Here is a 16,653-nt window from a genome sequence, read left to right on the forward strand (position 1 = left end):
ACAATCAGCGAAATTCAAGGAGACGACGATGGGTTTCACCCCGCTGGCCGGTACCCGGGCGCCGGTCCGGGTCTGGACCGACCCGTACACCATCGAGGCGCAGGCGGCGAAGCAACTGCGCAACATCGGTGCGCTGCCGTGGGTGCAGGGCGTCGCCGTCATGCCGGACGTGCACTTCGGCAAGGGCGCGACGGTCGGCTCGGTCATCGCAATGCGGCAGGCCGTCTCGCCCGCCGCGGTCGGCGTCGACATCGGCTGCGGCATGTCGGCGGTCCGCACCTCGCTCACCGCCGCGGACCTGCCCGACGACCTCGCTCCGCTGCGTACGGCGATCGAGGCGGCCGTCCCGGTCGGCTTCGCGATGCGCGACGACGCGGTCGACCCGCGCCGGATCCGGGGCCTGGAGCAGCGCGGCTGGGACGACTTCTGGCGGCGCTTCGGCACCCTCGACCGGAAGGTGGCGCAGCTGGAGACCCGGGCCCAGCGCCAGCTCGGCACCCTCGGCGGGGGCAACCACTTCATCGAGGTCTGCCTGGAGCAGGGCAGCCCCGACGACGGCCGGGTCTGGCTGATGCTGCACTCCGGTTCCCGCAACATCGGCAAGGAACTGGCCGAGCGGCACATGGCGGTCGCCCGCGGGCTGCCGCACAACGTGGACCTGCCCGACCGGGACCTCGCGGTGTTCCTCGCCGGCACCCCGGAGATGGACGCCTACCGCCGGGACCTCTGGTGGGCGCAGGAGTACGCGCGGCGCAACCGGGCGGTCATGCTCGCCCTGCTGTGTCAGGTCGTGCGGGAGGAGTTCCCGCAGGTGACCTACGACGAGCCGATCTCCTGCCACCACAACTACGTGGCCGAGGAGACGTACGACATGGTGGAGGTGCTGGTCACCCGCAAGGGGGCCATCCGGGCCGGGAAGGGCGACCTGGGCATCATCCCCGGCTCGATGGGCACCGGCTCGTACATCGTGCGCGGCAAGGGCAACCTCGACGCGTACAACTCGGCCTCGCACGGCGCCGGGCGGCGGATGTCGCGCGGGCAGGCGAAGCGGACGTACACCACCGAGGACCTGGCCCGGCAGACGGCCGGCGTGGAGTGCCGCAAGGACGCCGGGGTGGTCGACGAGATCCCCGGCGCGTACAAGGACATCGCCCAGGTGATGGCCCAGCAGGAGGACCTGGTCGAGGTGGTCGCCCACCTCAAGCAGATCGTCTGCGTGAAGGGTTGACACCCGGACCGGCGCCCTCGGGGGGTGGGCGCCGGTCACTCGCCCCGGTGGCGCAGCGGATAGCGCGCCGGTCTACGAAACCGGAAGCCCAGGTTCGACTCCTGGTCGGGGCACGGTCCGCCGTCGGCGGACGCCTTGCGAGCTGGTGCAATTGGCAGCACACCCGATTCTGGATCGGTGAGGTTCGAGGTTCGAGTCCTCGGCTCGCAGCTCACGCCCTCGTAGCCCAACGGGAGAGGCAGCGGTCTGAGGGGCCGCGCAGTGCGCGTTCGAATCGCGCCGAGGGCACGTGTTCACGCCCGGGTAGCCCAACGGCAGAGGCACCGTTTTCAGGAAGCGGCCAGTGTGCGTTCGAATCGCACCCCGGGTACGTACGGCGGGAGGGCATCCCGCCGCTCATGCCCCCGTGGCGCAGCGGAGAGCGCGTCGGAATCCGGATCCGAAGGCCGCTGGTTCGACTCCAGCCGGGGGCACGAAGGTTGCGTCCACGAGAGTGGTGTGCGACTTGCCCGTGATGGGCGTGTTCTGCACTACAGCTAGCTGTACCTCATGTCCGGTGGTACGGGGTATCGATCCAGGTCGCGGCCCAACCTAACGTCGGACGGCGTGAGATCAACGAGGGACCCGTCGAGGCGGCGCGTCGCGCAGGCCGAAACCACCGCGACCGCAATGCCGACAGTCGGGACATCGTCCTATGCAGTGCGCCTGGATTCGGTGTCGAAGGAGTACCGGTCGGGGAAGAACGCGGTACGGGCTCTCGACGCGGTGACAGCCGGGTTCCCACGCGGTACGTTCACCGCCATCATGGGCCCGTCCGGGTCCGGCAAGAGTACGTTTCTGAACTGCGCGGCCGGTCTGGACCGGCCCACGTCGGGTCGGGTCGTGCTGGGCGACACGGAGTTGTCCAGCCGGTCGGAGACCGAGTTGACCGAGTTGCGGCGGGACCGGATCGGGTTCGTCTTCCAGGCGTACAACCTGCTGGGCTCGCTGAACGTGGAGGAGAACGTCACGCTGCCGCTGCGGCTGGCGGAACGGAGGATCGACCGCGCGTTCCTGCGCCAGGTGCTCACCGCGGTCAGCCTCGGCGAGCACCTCAAGCGGCGGCCGAGCGAACTCTCCGGCGGTCAGCAGCAGCGGGTCGCAGTTGCCCGCGCGCTGATCAATCACCCGGACGTGGTGGTCGCGGACGAGCCGACCGGTGCGCTGGACTCCCGGTCTAGCCGGCAGGTTCTGGAACTGCTGCGACAAATCGTGGATGACATGGGGCAGACGGTGCTGATGGTCACCCACGACCCGGTCGCCGCATCGTACGCCGACTCGGTGGTGTTCCTGGCCGACGGCAAGCTCGCGGGTGAGCTGACCCGACCCACTCCGGAGCAGGTCGCGGCGCGCGTGACGCACCTGGGCGAGTAGTGATCCGCCGCATCCGGCGGCTGGTCCGCCTCGTGGTGCCGTTGCCCAGGGACCTGTCGTTGGCGTGGAGCACGATCAAGCAACGCAAGGGCGGTTTTGTCGGCTCCTTCATCGCGATCGCTGCGGGCTCGGCGGTGATCACCGCATGCGGGATTCTGCTGCAGTCGGGGCTCGGCACCGGCGTGACCCCCGAGCGGTACTCGGGCGCGGCGGTGGGCGTCGGCGCGGACCAGTCGTTCTGGCTGGACGAGTCCTCGGCGGTCCGGTACAGCGAGCGCGTCACGCTGCCCGCGGACAAGGTCGCCGCCGTCGCCGCGGTGCCCGGTGTCCGGTCCGCCATCGGCGATGTCAACGTCGAGGTCAGCATGCTGACCCCGGACGGCGACGCGGTGAGCGGCCCGCACGACTTCCCGGTACTCGGGCACGGCTGGTCCGCAGCGGCGCTCGCGCCGTTCCAGGTGAGCAAGGGCCGCGCGCCCTCCGCGCCCGGCGAAGTCGTGCTGGACGCCGACCTCGCCGAGCGCGGCGACGTTTCGCTCGGTGCGACGGTGCGGCTCGTGGTCGGCTCGATCCCGTCGTCCTACCGCGTGGTGGGTATCGCCACCGCCCCGGACGGGTTGGACCGGCAGTCCGCCGTGTTCTTCACCGACGAGCAGGCGACCAGGCTGTCCGGCCGCCCGGAACGGGTGGACGCCATCGGTGTGCTTGCCGCGCCCGGCGTCACACCGTCCGAGCTGGCCGGGCGCATCACTGCCGCCGTGCCGGGCGCGGTGGCCAAGACCGGCGTGGGGCGCGGTGATGTGGAGTTTCTGGATGTGGGCGACGCCCGCAGTTTGGTGGTGGAGACGGCGGCGTCGTTCGGCGGCACCATGGTATTGATTGTGGTGTTCGTGGTGGCGAGCACTCTTGCGCTGTCGGTACGGCAGCGCAGGCGCGAACTGGCCCTGCTGCGCGCCATCGGCGCGACGCCCAGGCAGATCCACTGGATGATCAATGCCGAGTTGACCCTGGTGTCGTTTACGGGTGCCCTGGTCGGCGCGATCCCCGGCGTGATGCTCGCGTTCGTGATGCGCGGCGTGTTCGTCCTCGCCGGCGCGATGCCCCCGGACTTCGAGATGCAGGTGGGGGTGCTGCCCGCCCTCGCCGCACTGGTGTTGTGCATGATCAGCGCCCGGCTCTCCGGCTGGCTGGTCGCGCGCCGGGTGGCCAAGGTCAGTCCGGTCGAGGCGCTCGGGGACGCCGCGGTCGAGCCCAAGAGACTCGGCTGGGTCCGGTTGATTGTCGGGGTCCTGCTCATCCCGCTCGGGCTGCTGCTGACCTTGGGCAATGTGGCGTCGGCCGGTGAATCAGTCGCCGACACCGCGGCGAGCGCGGTTCTCTTGTTCGTCGTGGCGCTCGGGTGTCTCGGACCTCTGCTGCTCAACGGCGCCCTCGTGCTGTTCGGCTGGATCCTGAGCCTGCGATCCACGGCCAGCGGCTTCCTCGCACAGGCCAACGCGCGGGCCAACTGGCGGCGGCTCAGTGCGGCCACCACACCGCTGGCCATGGGCGTGACCCTGGCCGCCATGCAGGTGTTCGGCGCCTCCACGACGATCGCGGGAGCGCGGCACCAGCTCGAGGACGGACTGCGGGCCGACCACGTGTTGACCGTGTCGTCCGGCGCTGGAGTGTCCCCCGAGGTCGTCGACGCCGTGCGCGGCGTGCCCGGGGTAGCCGTGGCGACGCCGGTGGCGCAGATGCAGGTGCTCCTGACGTTCCCGTCCGAGGACAGCACCGCGACCAAGGTCTACGCCGCCCAGGGTGTCGCGCCCGAACGGCTCTCCGAAACCATGGATCTCGCGGTGATTCGGGGTGACGTTGCGGGCCTGCGGGGCGAGGCGGTGGCGCTGAGCCGAATCGTCGCGCAGACCGTCCATGCGAAAGTCGGCGGGACGACCGAACTCCACCTCGGCGACGGCACGGTGATCAAGCCGCGGGTGGTGGCGATCTACGAGAACGGCCTGGGCTTCGGGGACATCACCCTGCCCAACGACCTCGTCGTCGCTCACACCACTTCGCAGGTCAACACCGCGGTGCTGATCAGGTCCGCGGACGGGACCGACTCGAAGGCGCTCATTGGCGCGCTGCGCGGCGCCGTCGAGAGCTACCCGACGGTCCAGGTGGGCGGCCGGGAGGCGTTCCTGGCCGCGCCCGGGGCCGGCGGCCAGGGTGACTGGGCGCTCAATCTGCTGTTCCAGACCGTGCTGCTGGGCTATATCGCCATCGCCGTGGTGAACACCCTGGTGATGGCGACGGCGGCGCGGGTTCGCGAGTTCGCGATGCTGCGGCTCATCGGTGCCAGCCAGCACCAGGTTCGCGCGATGATGAACGGCGAGGCCACGATCGTGGTCCTCTCGGCGCTGCTGTTCGGTCTGCTGGCGACGATCCCGCCGCTGATCGGCTTCAGTCTCGGGCTGACGAGGTCGCCCACGCCCAGTATCTCCCTCATCGGTCTCATCGCAATCGTGGCACTCACCATCGCGCTCTGCTGGGGTGCGATCACGATAGCCACACGGTTCGCGATGCGGCCCGGGCCGGTCGACGCGATCGGCGGGCGCGAGTGACGGACGACTGGGACGGGACAGGTCAGTAACCGCTCGTCTGGCCTGCGGCGTTGAGGTAGGCGAGGACGGCGAGGACGCGGCGGTGGCCGCTGTCGGTCACGGCGAGGCCGAGTTTGGTGAAGATGTTGCCGATGTGCTTGTGGACGGCGTTATCGGTGATGACAAGCTGCTGAGCGATGGCGTTGTTGTTGTGTCCCTGTGCCATCAATGCGAGCACCTCGCGTTCGCGGGGGGTGAGGGCGGCGATCGGGTCACCGGCACGTTGGACGAGTTGCGCGATGACCTGTGGGTCCATTGCGGTGCCACCGGCGGCGACGCGGCGCAGCGCGTCAACGAACCCGTCCACCCGGCTGACCCGGTCCTTGAGGAGATAGCCGACGCCGCCGCCGGTGGTGGAGAGCAGTTCGGCGGCGTACTGCTGCTCGACGTATTGCGACAGCACCAGGACCGGCAGGCCGGGTTGTTCCCGGCGGGCCTGCAGGGCGGCTCGGATTCCTTCGTCGCGGTACGACGGCGGCAGCCGGACATCGACGATCGTGACGTCAGGCCGGTGCTCCCGCACGGCGGCGAGGAAACCCGCCGCATCGTCGGCGATGGCCGCGACCTGGAAGCCCGCGCGGCCCAGCATGAGTTCCAGCCCGGTGGACAGCAGCACGTTGTCTTCGGCGATCACAACCCGCATGGCAGCTCCACGGTGATGGCCGTCGGTCCGCCGGCTGGGCTGTCGATGTCGACGATGCCATCGAGTGCGAGCACCCGGCGACGGATCCCGGCGATGCCGGTGCCCCGCCGATCGTCGGCGCCGCCGGTGCCGTTGTCAGTGACCGCCACCGACAACCGATCTGCCGTGCGGCTGACCCGTACGCCGGCCGCGGTCGCCTGGCTGTGTTTGGTGATGTTGGTGAGTGCCTCGGCGACCGCGAAGTAGACGACGGCCTCCACGGCCGGCGGAACCCGTCCGAGGGCGCCGATGTCCAGCCGGGTCGGCACGCCGCACCGGGTGGCCGCGGCGGTCAGCGCACCGTCGAGGCCCCGGTCGGCGAGGATCGGCGGATAGACGGTTCGGATCACCTCGCGCAGTTCGGTCATCGCTTCTTCGGTCCCTTCGTGCGCGTCCCGAAGGAGTTCTTCCACGAACTGGTCGTCCCGTGGATTGTCGGAAAACGCCTGCCGGGCCATGGCCAGCCGCATTGCGATGGACACCAGCCGGGCTTGGGTGCCATCGTGCAGGTCGCGTTCGATGCGGCGCAGCTCCGCGCCGTGCGCGTCGAGCACGTCCGCGCGGGTGCGGGTCAACACGGCGACCCGTTCGGCGAGCTGTTCATTTGTCGAGTGCGACAGCACCACCAGGCAGATCCGGGCGTGTGTGCGAGCGATCGGCGGGAAGCCAAGGTATGCCAGCGCGGTGAGCAGGAAGATCTGCGATAGACCAAGGGTGAGGGCTGTCGTCCAATCGGTCACCGGGACGTCGATGAACAGCCGCGGCCGGTCCTCCAGCCTGAACGCCCACCACAGTGGTGCGGCGATCACGGCGACGACGACATTGCCCACGCACAGCAGGGTGGGCAGGCCGAGCGCCAGCCCGGTCACGGCGTTCACCGGCAGCCAGAGCAGAGCGCGGGATGTGCGGACCGTGGCCGGATCGGCCCACGCTCGGCGTCTCGTCACGCTCTGGGCAGGACGCGATGTCAACGGCGTACCGAGCAGCCGGCCGGCGCGGTCACGGTGCCAGTTCGCCCAGAGCCGGGCGAGCCGCGGTACGCACAGCAGCGGCAGCGCGAGCACCGTGGCAACCCCGGAGAGCAGTGAGCCCAGCAGGTAGACGCCGCCGCGCCGCGCCTGTACCCACCGTTCGCCCGACGTCACAGGATGTCCCCTTCTCTGTGTCTCCGGGGAAGCTCACGTTTCCGACACGGCGTCGAGTCTGCCCGGTAGTCGACCGCCCACGCCACCACAGCCAGCTGTACCTCATATCCGGTGGTACGGAGTGGCGGTCCGTGTCGACCTGACGCGTGGCGTCGCACGGCATGAGATTGAACAGCAGAAGCGCACTGAGGCGGCGCGTCGTGCTGGCTGCAGCGGCGGGCTTGCGGCAGGACTTGCCGGGCCACGGCCCGTCAACGGCGGCATCGCCCAACCGCCAGAGCTGTGGGCTACGGTGATACCCGACCCGGCGCACCTTCGCATGAACACGCGCAACCGCCAGCTCACGGACCCGCGATAATCGGAACGGGGTTCGTGTGCTGACAGGTTGGGGGCGCTGCGTCATCCCGACCGGATGCCCGAGTGGTGAGGGGACGGTCTGCAAAACCGTAAACGGGGGTTCGATTCCCGCTCCGGCCTCGACGTGCCGTCCACTGTGGGGTGACTGCGGGGCACCGCGCGAGGTGCCCCGCAGTCGTCGTCAGGTCAGTCGGTGGTGACGGCGGCGGTCACCTCGACCTCCAGCACCGCGCCGTCCAGGAAGAGCCGGCTCACCTCGACGGTGGTGCTGGCGGGCCGGGTGTTCGGGAAGTACCGGCCGCGTACCTCGGCGTAGCCGGCCAGATCGCCGAGGTCCGTCATGAAAGTCCGCACGTGCATGACGTTGTCGAAGGTGGCTCCGTGCGCGGCGAGCAGGCCGCCGATCAGCGCGAAGATGCGCTCGGACTGGGCCCGGACGTTCCCGGGCTCGACGATCGCGCCGTCGTCGTCCACGCCCACCTGACCGGAGAGGACGAGCAGGACGCCGCCGGGCAGGTCGAGGCGGGCGACGTGGGCGAACCGGTCGCCGAACGGGGCGGGGACCGTCGCGGGATTGTCCAGGGTGACGGTCACGGGTGCTCCTTGTCGGGGTGGCCGGTGAGGGCGGCGATGTCGAGGTGCGGGTCGGGTGCGGCGGCCAGTGCCGCCGTGGCGGCGCGCAGGACGGGCGCGGGTGCGCCGCCGAGCGCGTCGAGGGCGAGCCGGGCGTCCTTGGCGGCCAGCGCGACGGCGAACGCGGCGTCCGTGGTGGTGGCGCGGGGGACCGCGCTGCCGAGCGGTCCGGCCGCGAGCGCGTCGAGCGCGGTACGCCGGGCCACGCCGACCGCGTCGGCGACCGCCAGTGCGTCGGCGACGGCCGTGATCGCGGTGACCAGGCCGGTGTTGAGCACCAGTTTCAGCGCGGCGCCCCGGCCGGGTCCGCCGCAGCGGCGGACCGTGCCGAGCAGGTCCAGCACGGGGGCGACCCGGTCGACGGCCGCCTCATCGCCACCGGCGAGCACGGTGAGCCGGCCGGCTTCGGCGGCTGCGGCGCCGCCGGCGACGGGTGCGTCCACCAGCGGTACGCCCACCGGCAGCAGTGTGGCCAGTTCCGGCACGGCCGCCGGCCCGATCGTGGACATCTCGATCAGGTGGGTGCCGGGCCGCAGCGCGGTGGCGGCTGCGCCGAGCACCTCCCGTACGGCGGTCGCGTCGGTGAGCATGGTGATCACCACGTCGGCGTCCCGGACGGCCTCGGCCGGGGTGGTGGCGGCGCGTGCGCCGGCTGTGACGAGCGGCCCGGCGCGGGCGGGGGTGCGGTTCCAGACGGTGAGCCGTTGCCCCGTGGCCAACAGGCGGCGGCCGATGGCGCCGCCCATCGTGCCGGCGCCCAGCAGTGCGATGACGTCCATGAAGGGAAACGCTAGAGGGCGGTCATCCATGCCACCAGCGAATGATTCGCATGTGTGGCATGCGCGAGCAGCATGGCATGCTGGGCTCGTGCTGCCCGACTCCCTTCACGTCTTCCGTACGGTCGCCGCGCACGGGTCCATCACGGCGGCGGCCCGGAGCCTGCGCTACACCCAGTCTGCGGTGTCCCGGCAGATCGCCGCGCTGGAGGCGGAGGTGGGGGCGCCCCTGTTCGACCGGCTTCCGCGTGGTGTCGCCCCGACCGAGGAGGGCCGGTGCCTGCTCGGCCATGCCGAGGCGGTGCTCGAACGGCTCGACACCGCCCGCCGGGACCTGGCGGCGCTGCGCGATCTGACCGCCGGCCGGCTGCGGGTCGGCGCGTTCCCGACGGCGGTGGCCGCGCTCGTGCCCCGTGCCCTGGCCGCGTTCCGGTCGGCCCATCCGCGGGTGGCGTTGCAACTCGTCGAGGGGCTGACGCCGAGGCTGCTGGATCGCCTGCGCACCGGGGACGCCGACGTCGCCGTGGTGAGTGCGGCACCGGGGCAGCCGCTCGACGACGAGCGGTTCGATCTGCGGCACCTGCTCGACGAGGTGCTGCTGGTGGCGGTGCCCCGCACGCACCGGCTCGCCCGCCGCCGCACCGTCCGGCTCCGCGAACTGGCCGACGACCCGTTCATCGCCGGATCGGCCACGGCCGAGGAGACCCTGTTGCGGGCGACCCTGCCGGCGGGTTTCCGGCCCCGCATCGACATCGTGGCCGCCGAGTGGACGGGCAAGCTCGGCTGCGTCGCGGCCGGGCTGGGCGTCGCCCTGGTGCCGGCGCTCGCGGTCCGGGCGACCCCGCCCGACCTCGCCCTGTTGCGCCTGCATCCCGACGACGCGTCGGCCCGGCGGGTCTTCGCCGCCACGATCGCCGGGCGCAGCCGGCCGCCGGCGGTGCAGGGGTTCCTCGCCCACCTGGCGGAGGCGGCGGCCGGCCTGGGCCGACCGGGCTGAGGCGCGGGTCGGCGCTGGCGCGCGTCCTACGACCCGGTCCCCGACCTCGTCCGCACGGCCAACCCGTTGGCAAGCAGACCCGGGTCGCGGTGCTCGCGGTTGCGCGTTTGCCCACGGCGGCCCGCCGCGGTCACCCCAGGTGCACGGCGCCTCCGGTGGCCAGGTCCTGCTTGCGTACCCGGACCAGCAGCACGGTGGCGAGGGTGGCGAGCAGGACCAGCCCGGCGCCCCAGGCGAAGGCCACCGAGTACCCGTGGACCAGGGCCTGCACCTGGGTGAGCGGGTTGGGGGTCCGGCTGGAGAGGTATCCGGTGACCGCGCTGGTGTACATGGTGTTGAGCAGGGCCGTGCCGAGGGAGCCACCGACCTGTTGGGTGGCGTTGAGGGTGGCGCTGGCCGCGCCCGCGTCGTGTTCGGGCACGCCGACCAGGGCGAGGCTGGACAGCGGCACGAAGGCGAAGCCGAGGCCCATGCCGAGGGCGAACTGGGCCGGCAGCAGGTGCGCCACGAACGAGGTGTCCACGTCGATGCCAGTCAGTGCCAGCATGGCTCCGGCGGCCAGCAGCGTACCGGCGACCATCAGGGGTTTCGCGCCGATCCGGGGGAGCAGTTGGCTGGCCAGCCCGGCGGCGAGCAGGACACCCGCGGTGACCGGCAGCGAGGCCAGGCCGGCCTTGGCCGGCGGGTAGCGCAGCACCACCTGGAAGTAGAAGGTGAGGAAGAGGAAGGCGGCGAACAGGCCCGCGCCGATCAGCGTCGAGGTGAGGTACGCGCCGCCCCGGTTGCGGTCGAGCACGATGCGCAGCGGCAGCAGGGGATGGGTGGAGCGCCGCTCGAGGAGGACGAAGGCGGCGAGCAGCAGCACCCCGGCGGCGATGAACGCGATGGTGGCGGTGGCGTCCCAGCCGTCCTCGGCGGCCTTGGTGAAGCCGTACACGAGACAGACCAGGCCGGCGGTGACCACGATCGCGCCGGGCACGTCGTAGCGGGTGTCGCCGTGTGCCCGGCTCTCCGGGACCAGGGGCAGCGCGGCGGCCAGTGCCGCGGCGGCGATGGGGACGTTGACCAGCAGGCACCAGCGCCAGTTGGCGTATTCGGTGAGGACGCCGCCGAGGACCAGGCCGACCGCGGAGCCACCGCCGGCGATGGCGCCGTAGACGGCGAACGCCCTGGCGCGTTCCCGGGCCTCGGTGAACAGCACGGTGAGCAGAGCCAGCGAGGCCGGGGCGAGCAGCGCGCCGAAGGCGCCCTGCAGGGCCCGGGCGGCGAAGAGCAGCCCGCCGGTCTGGGCCAGGCCGCCGACGGCGGAGGCGAGCGCGAAGCCGACCATGCCGACGAGGAATGTCCGCTTGCGCCCCCAGAAGTCGGCGATCCGGCCGCCGAGCAGCAGCAGGCCGCCGAAGGTCAGGGTGTATGCGGTGATCACCCACTGCCGGTCCGCGTCGGAGATGCCCAGGTCGGTCTGGGCGTGGGGCAGGGCGATGTTCACGATGGTGGCGTCGAGGATCACCATGAGCTGGGATATCGCGATGACTGCGAGCGCCAGCCAGCGTCGCGGGTGGGCGGTGACCGCCGGGGTGTCGGGTACGCCGGGCGCGGTCGAGGTGGTACCGGTCATGGGTAAGCCTTCCGAGTCAGTTGCCTGCGTTGCGGGGTGACGGGGACGGGCTCGCCGGGATGACCGACGACGGCGGTGGTGGGTGGTCAGTCGGGGTGGTGGCGCAGCACCGGGATGAGGACCTGGTCGACGAGTCGAGCGAGGAACTCCTCGTCGACGGGGAGGCCGTGGGCCAGCAGCCGGGACATCACCAGTGCGGGGGCCAGGTCGTGGAAGAGGTCCCGTTCGCCGGCCTCGACGGGGATCTCGCCGCGCGCGGCCGCGCGGACCACGACGGCGACGCTGCCGAGCCGGCCGGCGGGCAGCACATGTCGGCGGACCAGGTGGGCCAGTTCGGGGCTGGTCCGCATGGCGAAGATCAGGGCTTGCATGAGGGCACCGTCGCTGGCGCAGATGGTGGCGGTGACGCGGAGCAGTTCGAGCAGGTCGCCGCGGAGCGAGCCGGTGTCGACCGGGGTGAGCACCCCGACCTGCCGGCGGCGCAGCGCGGCGGCGACCAGTTCGGCCTTGCCCGGCCAGTGGCGGTAGACGGTGGCCTTGCTGACCCGGGCGCGGGCCGCCACCGCGTCGATGGTCAGTCGGTCGTAGCCGACCTCGCGGAGCAGGTCGAGCACGGTGCTCATCAGCTCCGGACGGCGGTCGGCCGGGCCGGCCGGTGCCCGGTCCTGCCGTGGGTCGGCCCGCACCAGCCCTCCTTTCGAAACGGTCCCGTACCCGATCCTGGCAGCGAATTGTTTCGTCCGTGGCCGAATCGTCGTGACCGTCGGCACACCCGAAACGACATCGTTTCGTGCTGACGGCCGGCTGATGAACGTGGCCGGACCGGCCGTCGTCACCGGTCGGCGGCGGGTAGCGCGGCCGGGTCGGTCAGCGTCCGCAGTGGCGACCGGAAAAGCGGCACCCAGGTCGCGGCGGCGCCGACCGCGCCGACCCAGAGCGAGGTACGCGCGTCGGCGTACTGGCCGAGCAGGCCGGCCAGCCCGGCGCCGACCGCGATCGCCCCGGTGAGCAGGAACCGGAAGGTGGCGTTCATCCGGCCCAGCAGGTGGTCCGGGGTGACCCGCTGGCGCAGGCTCACCCCGATGACGTTGCCGATCCCGGTCCGCCAGGCCAGCGCCAGCCACCCGGACGCGGCCAGCCAGAGCCAGGCCCCGGTATCCACCAGCGCCACCAGCACGCCCGCCGGCGCGACCAGGAGACCAGGCAGCCACAACGCCCGGCCGTGGCCGATCCGGGCGGCCAGCGGGCGCGCGGTCACCGCGCCCAGCAGCGCGCCGACGCCACCGGCGCCGAGGAACAGCCCCAGCGGGCCGGCGCCGAGCCCGAGGTCGCGCAGGAAGACCACCGGCAGCATGGTGGTCATCAGGTTGACCGTCAGGTTGATGCCGGCCAGCGAGACGGCGAGCGGGCGCAGCGCCGGGCTGCCGAGCACGTGCCGGACGCCCTCGCCGAGTTGCCGGCCGAAGCCGCCGGCCGGCGCCCGCCCGGCGGCCCGGAGCGCGGCCGGCGGGCGTACCCGGGTGAGGGCGAGCGCGGACAGCAGGTGGGTGAGGCCGTTGACGGCCAGCGCGACCGGCGCGCCGAGCCACTGCACCAGCAGGCCACCGCCGCCCCGCCCGCCGATCTGGATGGTGGCGTTGCTGGTCATCAGCAGGGAGTTCGCCGCCACCAGCCGGTCCCGGCCGACCAGCTCCGGCAGGAAGCTCTGCGCCGCCACGTCGCCGAAGACGGTGGCGACGCCGGTGAGCAGCACCACCGCGTACAGCTGGCCGATGGTGAGCAGGCCGGCCCACCAGGCCAGCGGGATCGACGCGTACAGGGCGGCGCGGACCAGGTCGGCGGTGATCAGGACCGCCCGGTGCGGCCACCGGTCGATCCACACCCCGGCGGGTAGTCCGACCAGCAGGAACGCCGCTGTGGCGAGCATCGCGAGCAGCCCGACCTGGCCGGGGGAGGCGGCCAGCGCCGACACGGCCAGCACCGGCACGGCCAGGTAGCCGACCTGGTAGCCGAGGTTCTCGGCGAGACTGGCCGCGTACAGGTAGCGGAAGGGCCGCGGCCACGAGCGGGTCGCCGGGGAGTCGTCGGTCATGGTCATGATCACGACACTGGTCGCCGAACCCCGCGAGGTCGATAGATTCGAGCTGCGTCAAATCCACGGGGAGGTACCGGTGCTGAGCGTCGCGCTGGAGATGCGGGACCTGGCGAACGTCCGGTTCGCCGTGTCGCCGCTGTGGGAGGCCGTGGCCAGCGTCCGGGTGCTCAAGACCCCGGACTGGTTCCCGGCGCACCAGAACTGGTACCGCCAGGTCCGACCCCGGCTGTCGACCCTCGACTGGCGGCTCTTCGCCGACCTCGTGCAGGTGCCCACCGTGGTGATCCCGGGGTTCGTCTGCCCGCCCCCGCTCACCGGGCAACCCACCCTCGATTTGGAACTGGCCGCGCTCGCCGCGACGCCGCCCGAGACCGTCCGGACCGGCGTGGACAGCCTGCCCGGGGCGCGCTCGCCCGCGCTGGCCGAACTGCACGCCGACCCGGAGGCCGGGCTCGCCCGGCTGGTCCGGGTGATCGCCGAGTACGCCGACGTGGCCCTCGCCCCGTACTGGCCGCGGATCCGGACCCTGCTGGAGCGGGAGGTGCTGGTCGGGGCGACCCGGATGGCCAGCGACGGGGTCCGCGGCCTGCTCGACCGGATCGACCCGCACGTCCGCTGGGACGACGGAACGTTGCTGGTGGACCACCTGACCCGGTCCGGCTCGGTCGCCCTGGACGGGCGCGGCCTGCTGCTCGTCCCGTCCGTCTTCGCCGGCTCGCGGGTCTGGTCCAACCTGTCCGAGGACGCCGTGCAGCCGGTCCTGCGCTACCCGGCCCGAGCGATCGGCACGCTGTGGGAACGGGACGCCGCACCGGCCGGGGAGGCGCTGGCCCGGGTGCTCGGCCGCACCCGGGCGACGCTGCTGCACGAGCTGGCCGTGCCGACCGCCACCACCGAGCTGGCCCGGCGCTGCGGGCTCAGCCCGGGCACGGTGTCGCACCACCTCACCGCCCTGCGCGAGGCCGGACTGGTTGGCACGCACCGGGCCGGGCGGTTCCTGCTCTACGCCCGGACCGGCCCGGCGGAGGCGCTGATCGCCGGGGCCGGCGAGGTGGAGCAGACGCCGACGGGACAATGAGCGGATGTCCGCACGTACTCCCTCGGTGTCCTGCGTCTTCATCTGCCACGACGGCAACGGCCGGCTGCTGCTCGCCCGGCGCGGTCCCGGCGCCCGCGACGAACCCGGCAGCTGGGACACCGGCGCGGGGGCGTTGGAGTTCGGCGAGACGTTCGAGGCCGCCGTCGCCCGCGAGGTCCGTGAGGAGTACCGCGCCTCGCCGCTGACGACGACCCTGCTCGGGGTCCGCAACGTGCTGCGCGACGACCCGCCCTCGCACTGGGTCGCGGTGGTGTTCGCCGTCCGGGTCGACCCCGCCGAGGTCTCCCTCGGCGAGCCGCACAAGTTCGACCGGCTCGGTTGGTTCACCCGCGACGCGCTGCCCACCCCGGCGCACTCGCAGCTCGCACCGACCCTGGCGCTGCTGCCGGACCACCTCGACTGAGCCGACGGTCTACGGTGACCGCATGCCGATCACCCGACGTCGACTCCTCCAGGCCGCCGGCGCCGCCGTCGGCGTCGCCGCCCTCGGCGCGGCCGGCGTCGCCCTGGTCGACGCGGAGGTGCTGCCCGGCAGGTCGGTGCTCAACCACGCGCTCGGCCGGTGCGACGCCCGCGCGCCGGACGCGCCGCGCGCGGCGGTTCCCCCTCCGGTCACCGGCAGCTTCCGCTCCGCGGCGCGCCGCCGGGAGGTCGGCTTCGCCATCGTCTACCCACCCGGATACGCCCCAGGCGCGGGGCTGCCGGTCTGCCTGGCCCTGCACGGGTACGCGTCCGACGCCCGCGCCGCCGTCGGCGCCGGCCGGTACGCCGAGTTCCTGGCCGGGCTGCTGCCGCACGGGGCGACCCCGTTCGCCGTCGCCGCGCCGGACGGCGGGAACGGCTACTGGCATCCGCACCCGGACGACGACCCGCTCGGCATGCTCGTCGACGAGTTCCTGCCGATGCTCGCCGGGCGGGGGCTCGCGGCCGACCGGGTCGTGGTGGCTGGCTGGTCGATGGGCGGGTATGGGGCGCTGCTCGCCGCACTGACCTACCGGGACCGCTTCCGGGCCGTGGTGGCCACCTCACCGGCGATCTTCCACTCGTACGCCGACGCCCGTCGGGTCAACGCCGGCGCCTTCGACAGCGCGCAGGAGTGGGCCCGGCACGACGTGACCGCCCGGGCCCGGGAGTTCGCCGGCCTGCCGGTGCGCATCGCCATCGGCGCGGCGGACCCGTTCGCCCCGGCGGTCCGTACCCTGCGCGACCGGCTGCCCGACCCGACGGTGGTGGACATCCGTACCGGCTGCCACGACGGTGAGTTCTGGAACTCCGTCGCCCCCGGACAGGTTCGCGCGATCAGCGCGGCGCTGGCCGGCTGACCTCCACTGCCCGGGCAGCCCCGGCGTCCGTCAGGGGCGGGGGCAGGCCGGGGCGGCGTGGATGGTGAGGTAGATCAGGGCCGGGGCGACCACCGACCACTGCGGGGAGGGCGACCGGTCCGCCGAGCTCGGCCGGACGTCCATCCGTTGCGTGGCCTGGGCCCGGATCAGCAGCCGGCTGGTGATGCCCCGCACGTCGCGGCAGTAGGCGAGGGTGGTCTCGCCCGCCCCGTCGGGGGCGGCGTCGGGGTCCACCGCGTACCGCCAGCCGGCGTCGCGGGCCACCGGATCGTAGATCCGGCGCAGGGTGGCCTCGTCGTAGTCGTGATCCGGGCGCCAGGTGAGCACCACCGAGGTGTTCGAGACGTCCTCCTTGTTCAGCCGGCGGCATCCGGTACTGCGGACGACGTCCCCGGCGGGCCGGGCGCCCTCCGGCCGCACCGCCACGACCGGGTCCTTCGCGTACGCGTCGAGCAGCGCGTCCTCGTCCGGTGGCACCGTGCAGCCGGGCACCCGGGTGGCGTCGGCCCCGTCAGCCCGCGTACACCCGGTCAGGGGCACCGCGGTCAGCAGCGCCACCACCAGCCACCATCCCCGTGGTCTCATCGGCCCAGGCTGATGGAAGGCGGCATACGGAGTGGGCCGG

The 16,653-nt window shown here is 72.6% G+C and carries 15 protein-coding genes and 6 tRNA genes; 13 read left to right on the top strand and 8 right to left on the bottom strand.

Annotated elements, in window-relative coordinates:
• The first annotated feature begins 28 nt into the window (after positions 1-28).
• The 8 genes from ACL02O_RS10000 to ACL02O_RS10035 all read left to right on the top strand — a co-directional run bounded on the left by ACL02O_RS10000 (position 29) and on the right by ACL02O_RS10035 (position 5,244).
• Positions 29-1,228 (top strand): RtcB family protein, encoded by a 1,200-nt coding sequence (locus ACL02O_RS10000; RefSeq protein WP_412817714.1) that lies wholly within the window; start codon positions 29-31, stop codon positions 1,226-1,228.
• Positions 1,229-1,269: 41 nt separating this feature from the next.
• Positions 1,270-1,341: transfer RNA gene (locus ACL02O_RS10005), tRNA-Arg, on the top strand.
• Positions 1,342-1,364: 23 nt separating this feature from the next.
• Positions 1,365-1,438 (top strand) — tRNA-Gln (locus tag ACL02O_RS10010).
• Positions 1,439-1,443: 5 nt separating this feature from the next.
• Positions 1,444-1,516 (top strand) — tRNA-Leu (locus ACL02O_RS10015).
• A 9-nt stretch (positions 1,517-1,525) separates the two neighbouring features.
• Positions 1,526-1,598: transfer RNA gene (locus ACL02O_RS10020), tRNA-Leu, on the top strand.
• 30 nt (positions 1,599-1,628) lie between these two features.
• Positions 1,629-1,701 (top strand) — tRNA-Arg (locus ACL02O_RS10025).
• Between the two features lie 196 nt (positions 1,702-1,897).
• Positions 1,898-2,641, top strand: coding sequence for an ABC transporter ATP-binding protein (locus tag ACL02O_RS10030; RefSeq protein WP_412817715.1), 744 nt, complete (start codon positions 1,898-1,900; stop codon positions 2,639-2,641).
• Complete coding sequence (locus ACL02O_RS10035; protein WP_412817716.1) at positions 2,641-5,244, top strand: ABC transporter permease; 2,604 nt, start codon at positions 2,641-2,643, stop codon at positions 5,242-5,244. The genes ACL02O_RS10030 and ACL02O_RS10035 overlap by 1 nt, the downstream gene beginning before the upstream one ends.
• 22 nt (positions 5,245-5,266) lie before the next feature.
• Here the strand turns inward: ACL02O_RS10035 and ACL02O_RS10040 are convergent, their stop codons facing one another.
• Both ACL02O_RS10040 and ACL02O_RS10045 read right to left on the bottom strand, forming a co-directional pair.
• Positions 5,267-5,926: a response regulator gene (locus ACL02O_RS10040; RefSeq protein ID WP_412817717.1), complete on the bottom strand. Its 660-nt coding sequence runs from the start codon at positions 5,924-5,926 to the stop codon at positions 5,267-5,269.
• Complete coding sequence (locus ACL02O_RS10045; RefSeq protein WP_412817718.1) at positions 5,914-6,834, bottom strand: sensor histidine kinase; 921 nt, start codon at positions 6,832-6,834, stop codon at positions 5,914-5,916. The genes ACL02O_RS10040 and ACL02O_RS10045 overlap by 13 nt, the downstream gene beginning before the upstream one ends.
• A gap of 682 nt (positions 6,835-7,516) precedes the next feature.
• On the opposite strand from ACL02O_RS10045, the gene ACL02O_RS10050 reads away from it, so the two are divergent.
• Positions 7,517-7,587, top strand: a tRNA-Cys gene (locus tag ACL02O_RS10050).
• Positions 7,588-7,653: 66 nt separating this feature from the next.
• Here ACL02O_RS10050 and ACL02O_RS10055 read toward each other — a convergent pair.
• Positions 7,654-8,061 carry a RidA family protein gene (locus tag ACL02O_RS10055; protein ID WP_412817719.1) on the bottom strand — a complete coding sequence of 136 codons (408 nt, stop codon included), beginning with the start codon at positions 8,059-8,061 and terminating at the stop codon, positions 7,654-7,656.
• Entirely contained in the window at positions 8,058-8,879 is an 822-nt protein-coding gene (locus ACL02O_RS10060; protein ID WP_412817720.1) for an NAD(P)-dependent oxidoreductase, read from the bottom strand. Before ACL02O_RS10060 ends, ACL02O_RS10055 begins: the two co-directional genes overlap by 4 nt.
• Positions 8,880-8,967: 88 nt before the next feature.
• On the opposite strand from ACL02O_RS10060, the gene ACL02O_RS10065 reads away from it, so the two are divergent.
• Complete coding sequence (locus tag ACL02O_RS10065) at positions 8,968-9,873, top strand: LysR family transcriptional regulator (protein ID WP_412817721.1); 906 nt, start codon at positions 8,968-8,970, stop codon at positions 9,871-9,873.
• 130 nt (positions 9,874-10,003) lie between these two features.
• Here ACL02O_RS10065 and ACL02O_RS10070 read toward each other — a convergent pair whose 3' ends face one another.
• The 3 genes from ACL02O_RS10070 to ACL02O_RS10080 all read right to left on the bottom strand — a co-directional run bounded on the left by ACL02O_RS10070 (position 10,004) and on the right by ACL02O_RS10080 (position 13,589).
• Positions 10,004-11,491 (bottom strand): MFS transporter, encoded by a 1,488-nt coding sequence (locus ACL02O_RS10070; protein WP_412817722.1) that lies wholly within the window; start codon positions 11,489-11,491, stop codon positions 10,004-10,006.
• Positions 11,492-11,577: 86 nt separating this feature from the next.
• Positions 11,578-12,177 (bottom strand): TetR/AcrR family transcriptional regulator, encoded by a 600-nt coding sequence (locus ACL02O_RS10075; RefSeq protein ID WP_412817723.1) that lies wholly within the window; start codon positions 12,175-12,177, stop codon positions 11,578-11,580.
• A gap of 146 nt (positions 12,178-12,323) precedes the next feature.
• A complete protein-coding gene (locus tag ACL02O_RS10080; RefSeq protein WP_412817724.1) occupies positions 12,324-13,589 on the bottom strand; it encodes an MFS transporter in 1,266 nt (421 codons plus the stop codon).
• Between ACL02O_RS10080 and ACL02O_RS10085 the strand changes: the two genes are divergently transcribed.
• The 3 genes from ACL02O_RS10085 to ACL02O_RS10095 are packed head-to-tail and all read left to right on the top strand — an operon-like array spanning position 13,588 to position 16,007.
• A complete protein-coding gene (locus ACL02O_RS10085; protein WP_412817725.1) occupies positions 13,588-14,664 on the top strand; it encodes an ArsR/SmtB family transcription factor in 1,077 nt (358 codons plus the stop codon). The genes ACL02O_RS10080 and ACL02O_RS10085 overlap by 2 nt on opposite strands.
• 4 nt (positions 14,665-14,668) lie before the next feature.
• Entirely contained in the window at positions 14,669-15,088 is a 420-nt protein-coding gene (locus ACL02O_RS10090) for an NUDIX domain-containing protein (protein ID WP_412817726.1), read from the top strand.
• 22 nt (positions 15,089-15,110) lie between these two features.
• A complete protein-coding gene (locus ACL02O_RS10095) occupies positions 15,111-16,007 on the top strand; it encodes an alpha/beta hydrolase (protein WP_412817727.1) in 897 nt (298 codons plus the stop codon).
• Positions 16,008-16,037: 30 nt separating this feature from the next.
• On the opposite strand, the gene ACL02O_RS10100 is transcribed toward ACL02O_RS10095, so the two are convergent.
• Positions 16,038-16,613, bottom strand: coding sequence for a hypothetical protein (locus tag ACL02O_RS10100; protein WP_412817728.1), 576 nt, complete (start codon positions 16,611-16,613; stop codon positions 16,038-16,040).
• Positions 16,614-16,653: the final 40 nt, after the last annotated feature.

The organism is Micromonospora mangrovicola, assembly GCF_047200535.1.
Lineage (GTDB): Bacteria > Actinomycetota > Actinomycetes > Mycobacteriales > Micromonosporaceae > Micromonospora.

What these genes read in the sequence shown, in the direction of transcription:
- ACL02O_RS10060 (WP_412817720.1), bottom strand. Translation starts at nt 8,879, where the DNA reads ATGGACGTCATCGCACTGCTGGGCGCCGGCACGATGGGCGGCGCCATC.
- ACL02O_RS10030 (WP_412817715.1), top strand. Translation starts at nt 1,898, where the DNA reads ATGCCGACAGTCGGGACATCGTCCTATGCAGTGCGCCTGGATTCGGTG.
- ACL02O_RS10000 (WP_412817714.1), top strand. Translation starts at nt 29, where the DNA reads ATGGGTTTCACCCCGCTGGCCGGTACCCGGGCGCCGGTCCGGGTCTGG.
- ACL02O_RS10085 (WP_412817725.1), top strand. Translation starts at nt 13,588, where the DNA reads ATGATCACGACACTGGTCGCCGAACCCCGCGAGGTCGATAGATTCGAG.
- ACL02O_RS10040 (WP_412817717.1), bottom strand. Translation starts at nt 5,926, where the DNA reads ATGCGGGTTGTGATCGCCGAAGACAACGTGCTGCTGTCCACCGGGCTG.
- ACL02O_RS10080 (WP_412817724.1), bottom strand. Translation starts at nt 13,589, where the DNA reads ATGACCATGACCGACGACTCCCCGGCGACCCGCTCGTGGCCGCGGCCC.
- ACL02O_RS10090 (WP_412817726.1), top strand. Translation starts at nt 14,669, where the DNA reads ATGTCCGCACGTACTCCCTCGGTGTCCTGCGTCTTCATCTGCCACGAC.
- ACL02O_RS10100 (WP_412817728.1), bottom strand. Translation starts at nt 16,613, where the DNA reads ATGAGACCACGGGGATGGTGGCTGGTGGTGGCGCTGCTGACCGCGGTG.
- ACL02O_RS10095 (WP_412817727.1), top strand. Translation starts at nt 15,111, where the DNA reads ATGCCGATCACCCGACGTCGACTCCTCCAGGCCGCCGGCGCCGCCGTC.
- ACL02O_RS10070 (WP_412817722.1), bottom strand. Translation starts at nt 11,491, where the DNA reads ATGACCGGTACCACCTCGACCGCGCCCGGCGTACCCGACACCCCGGCG.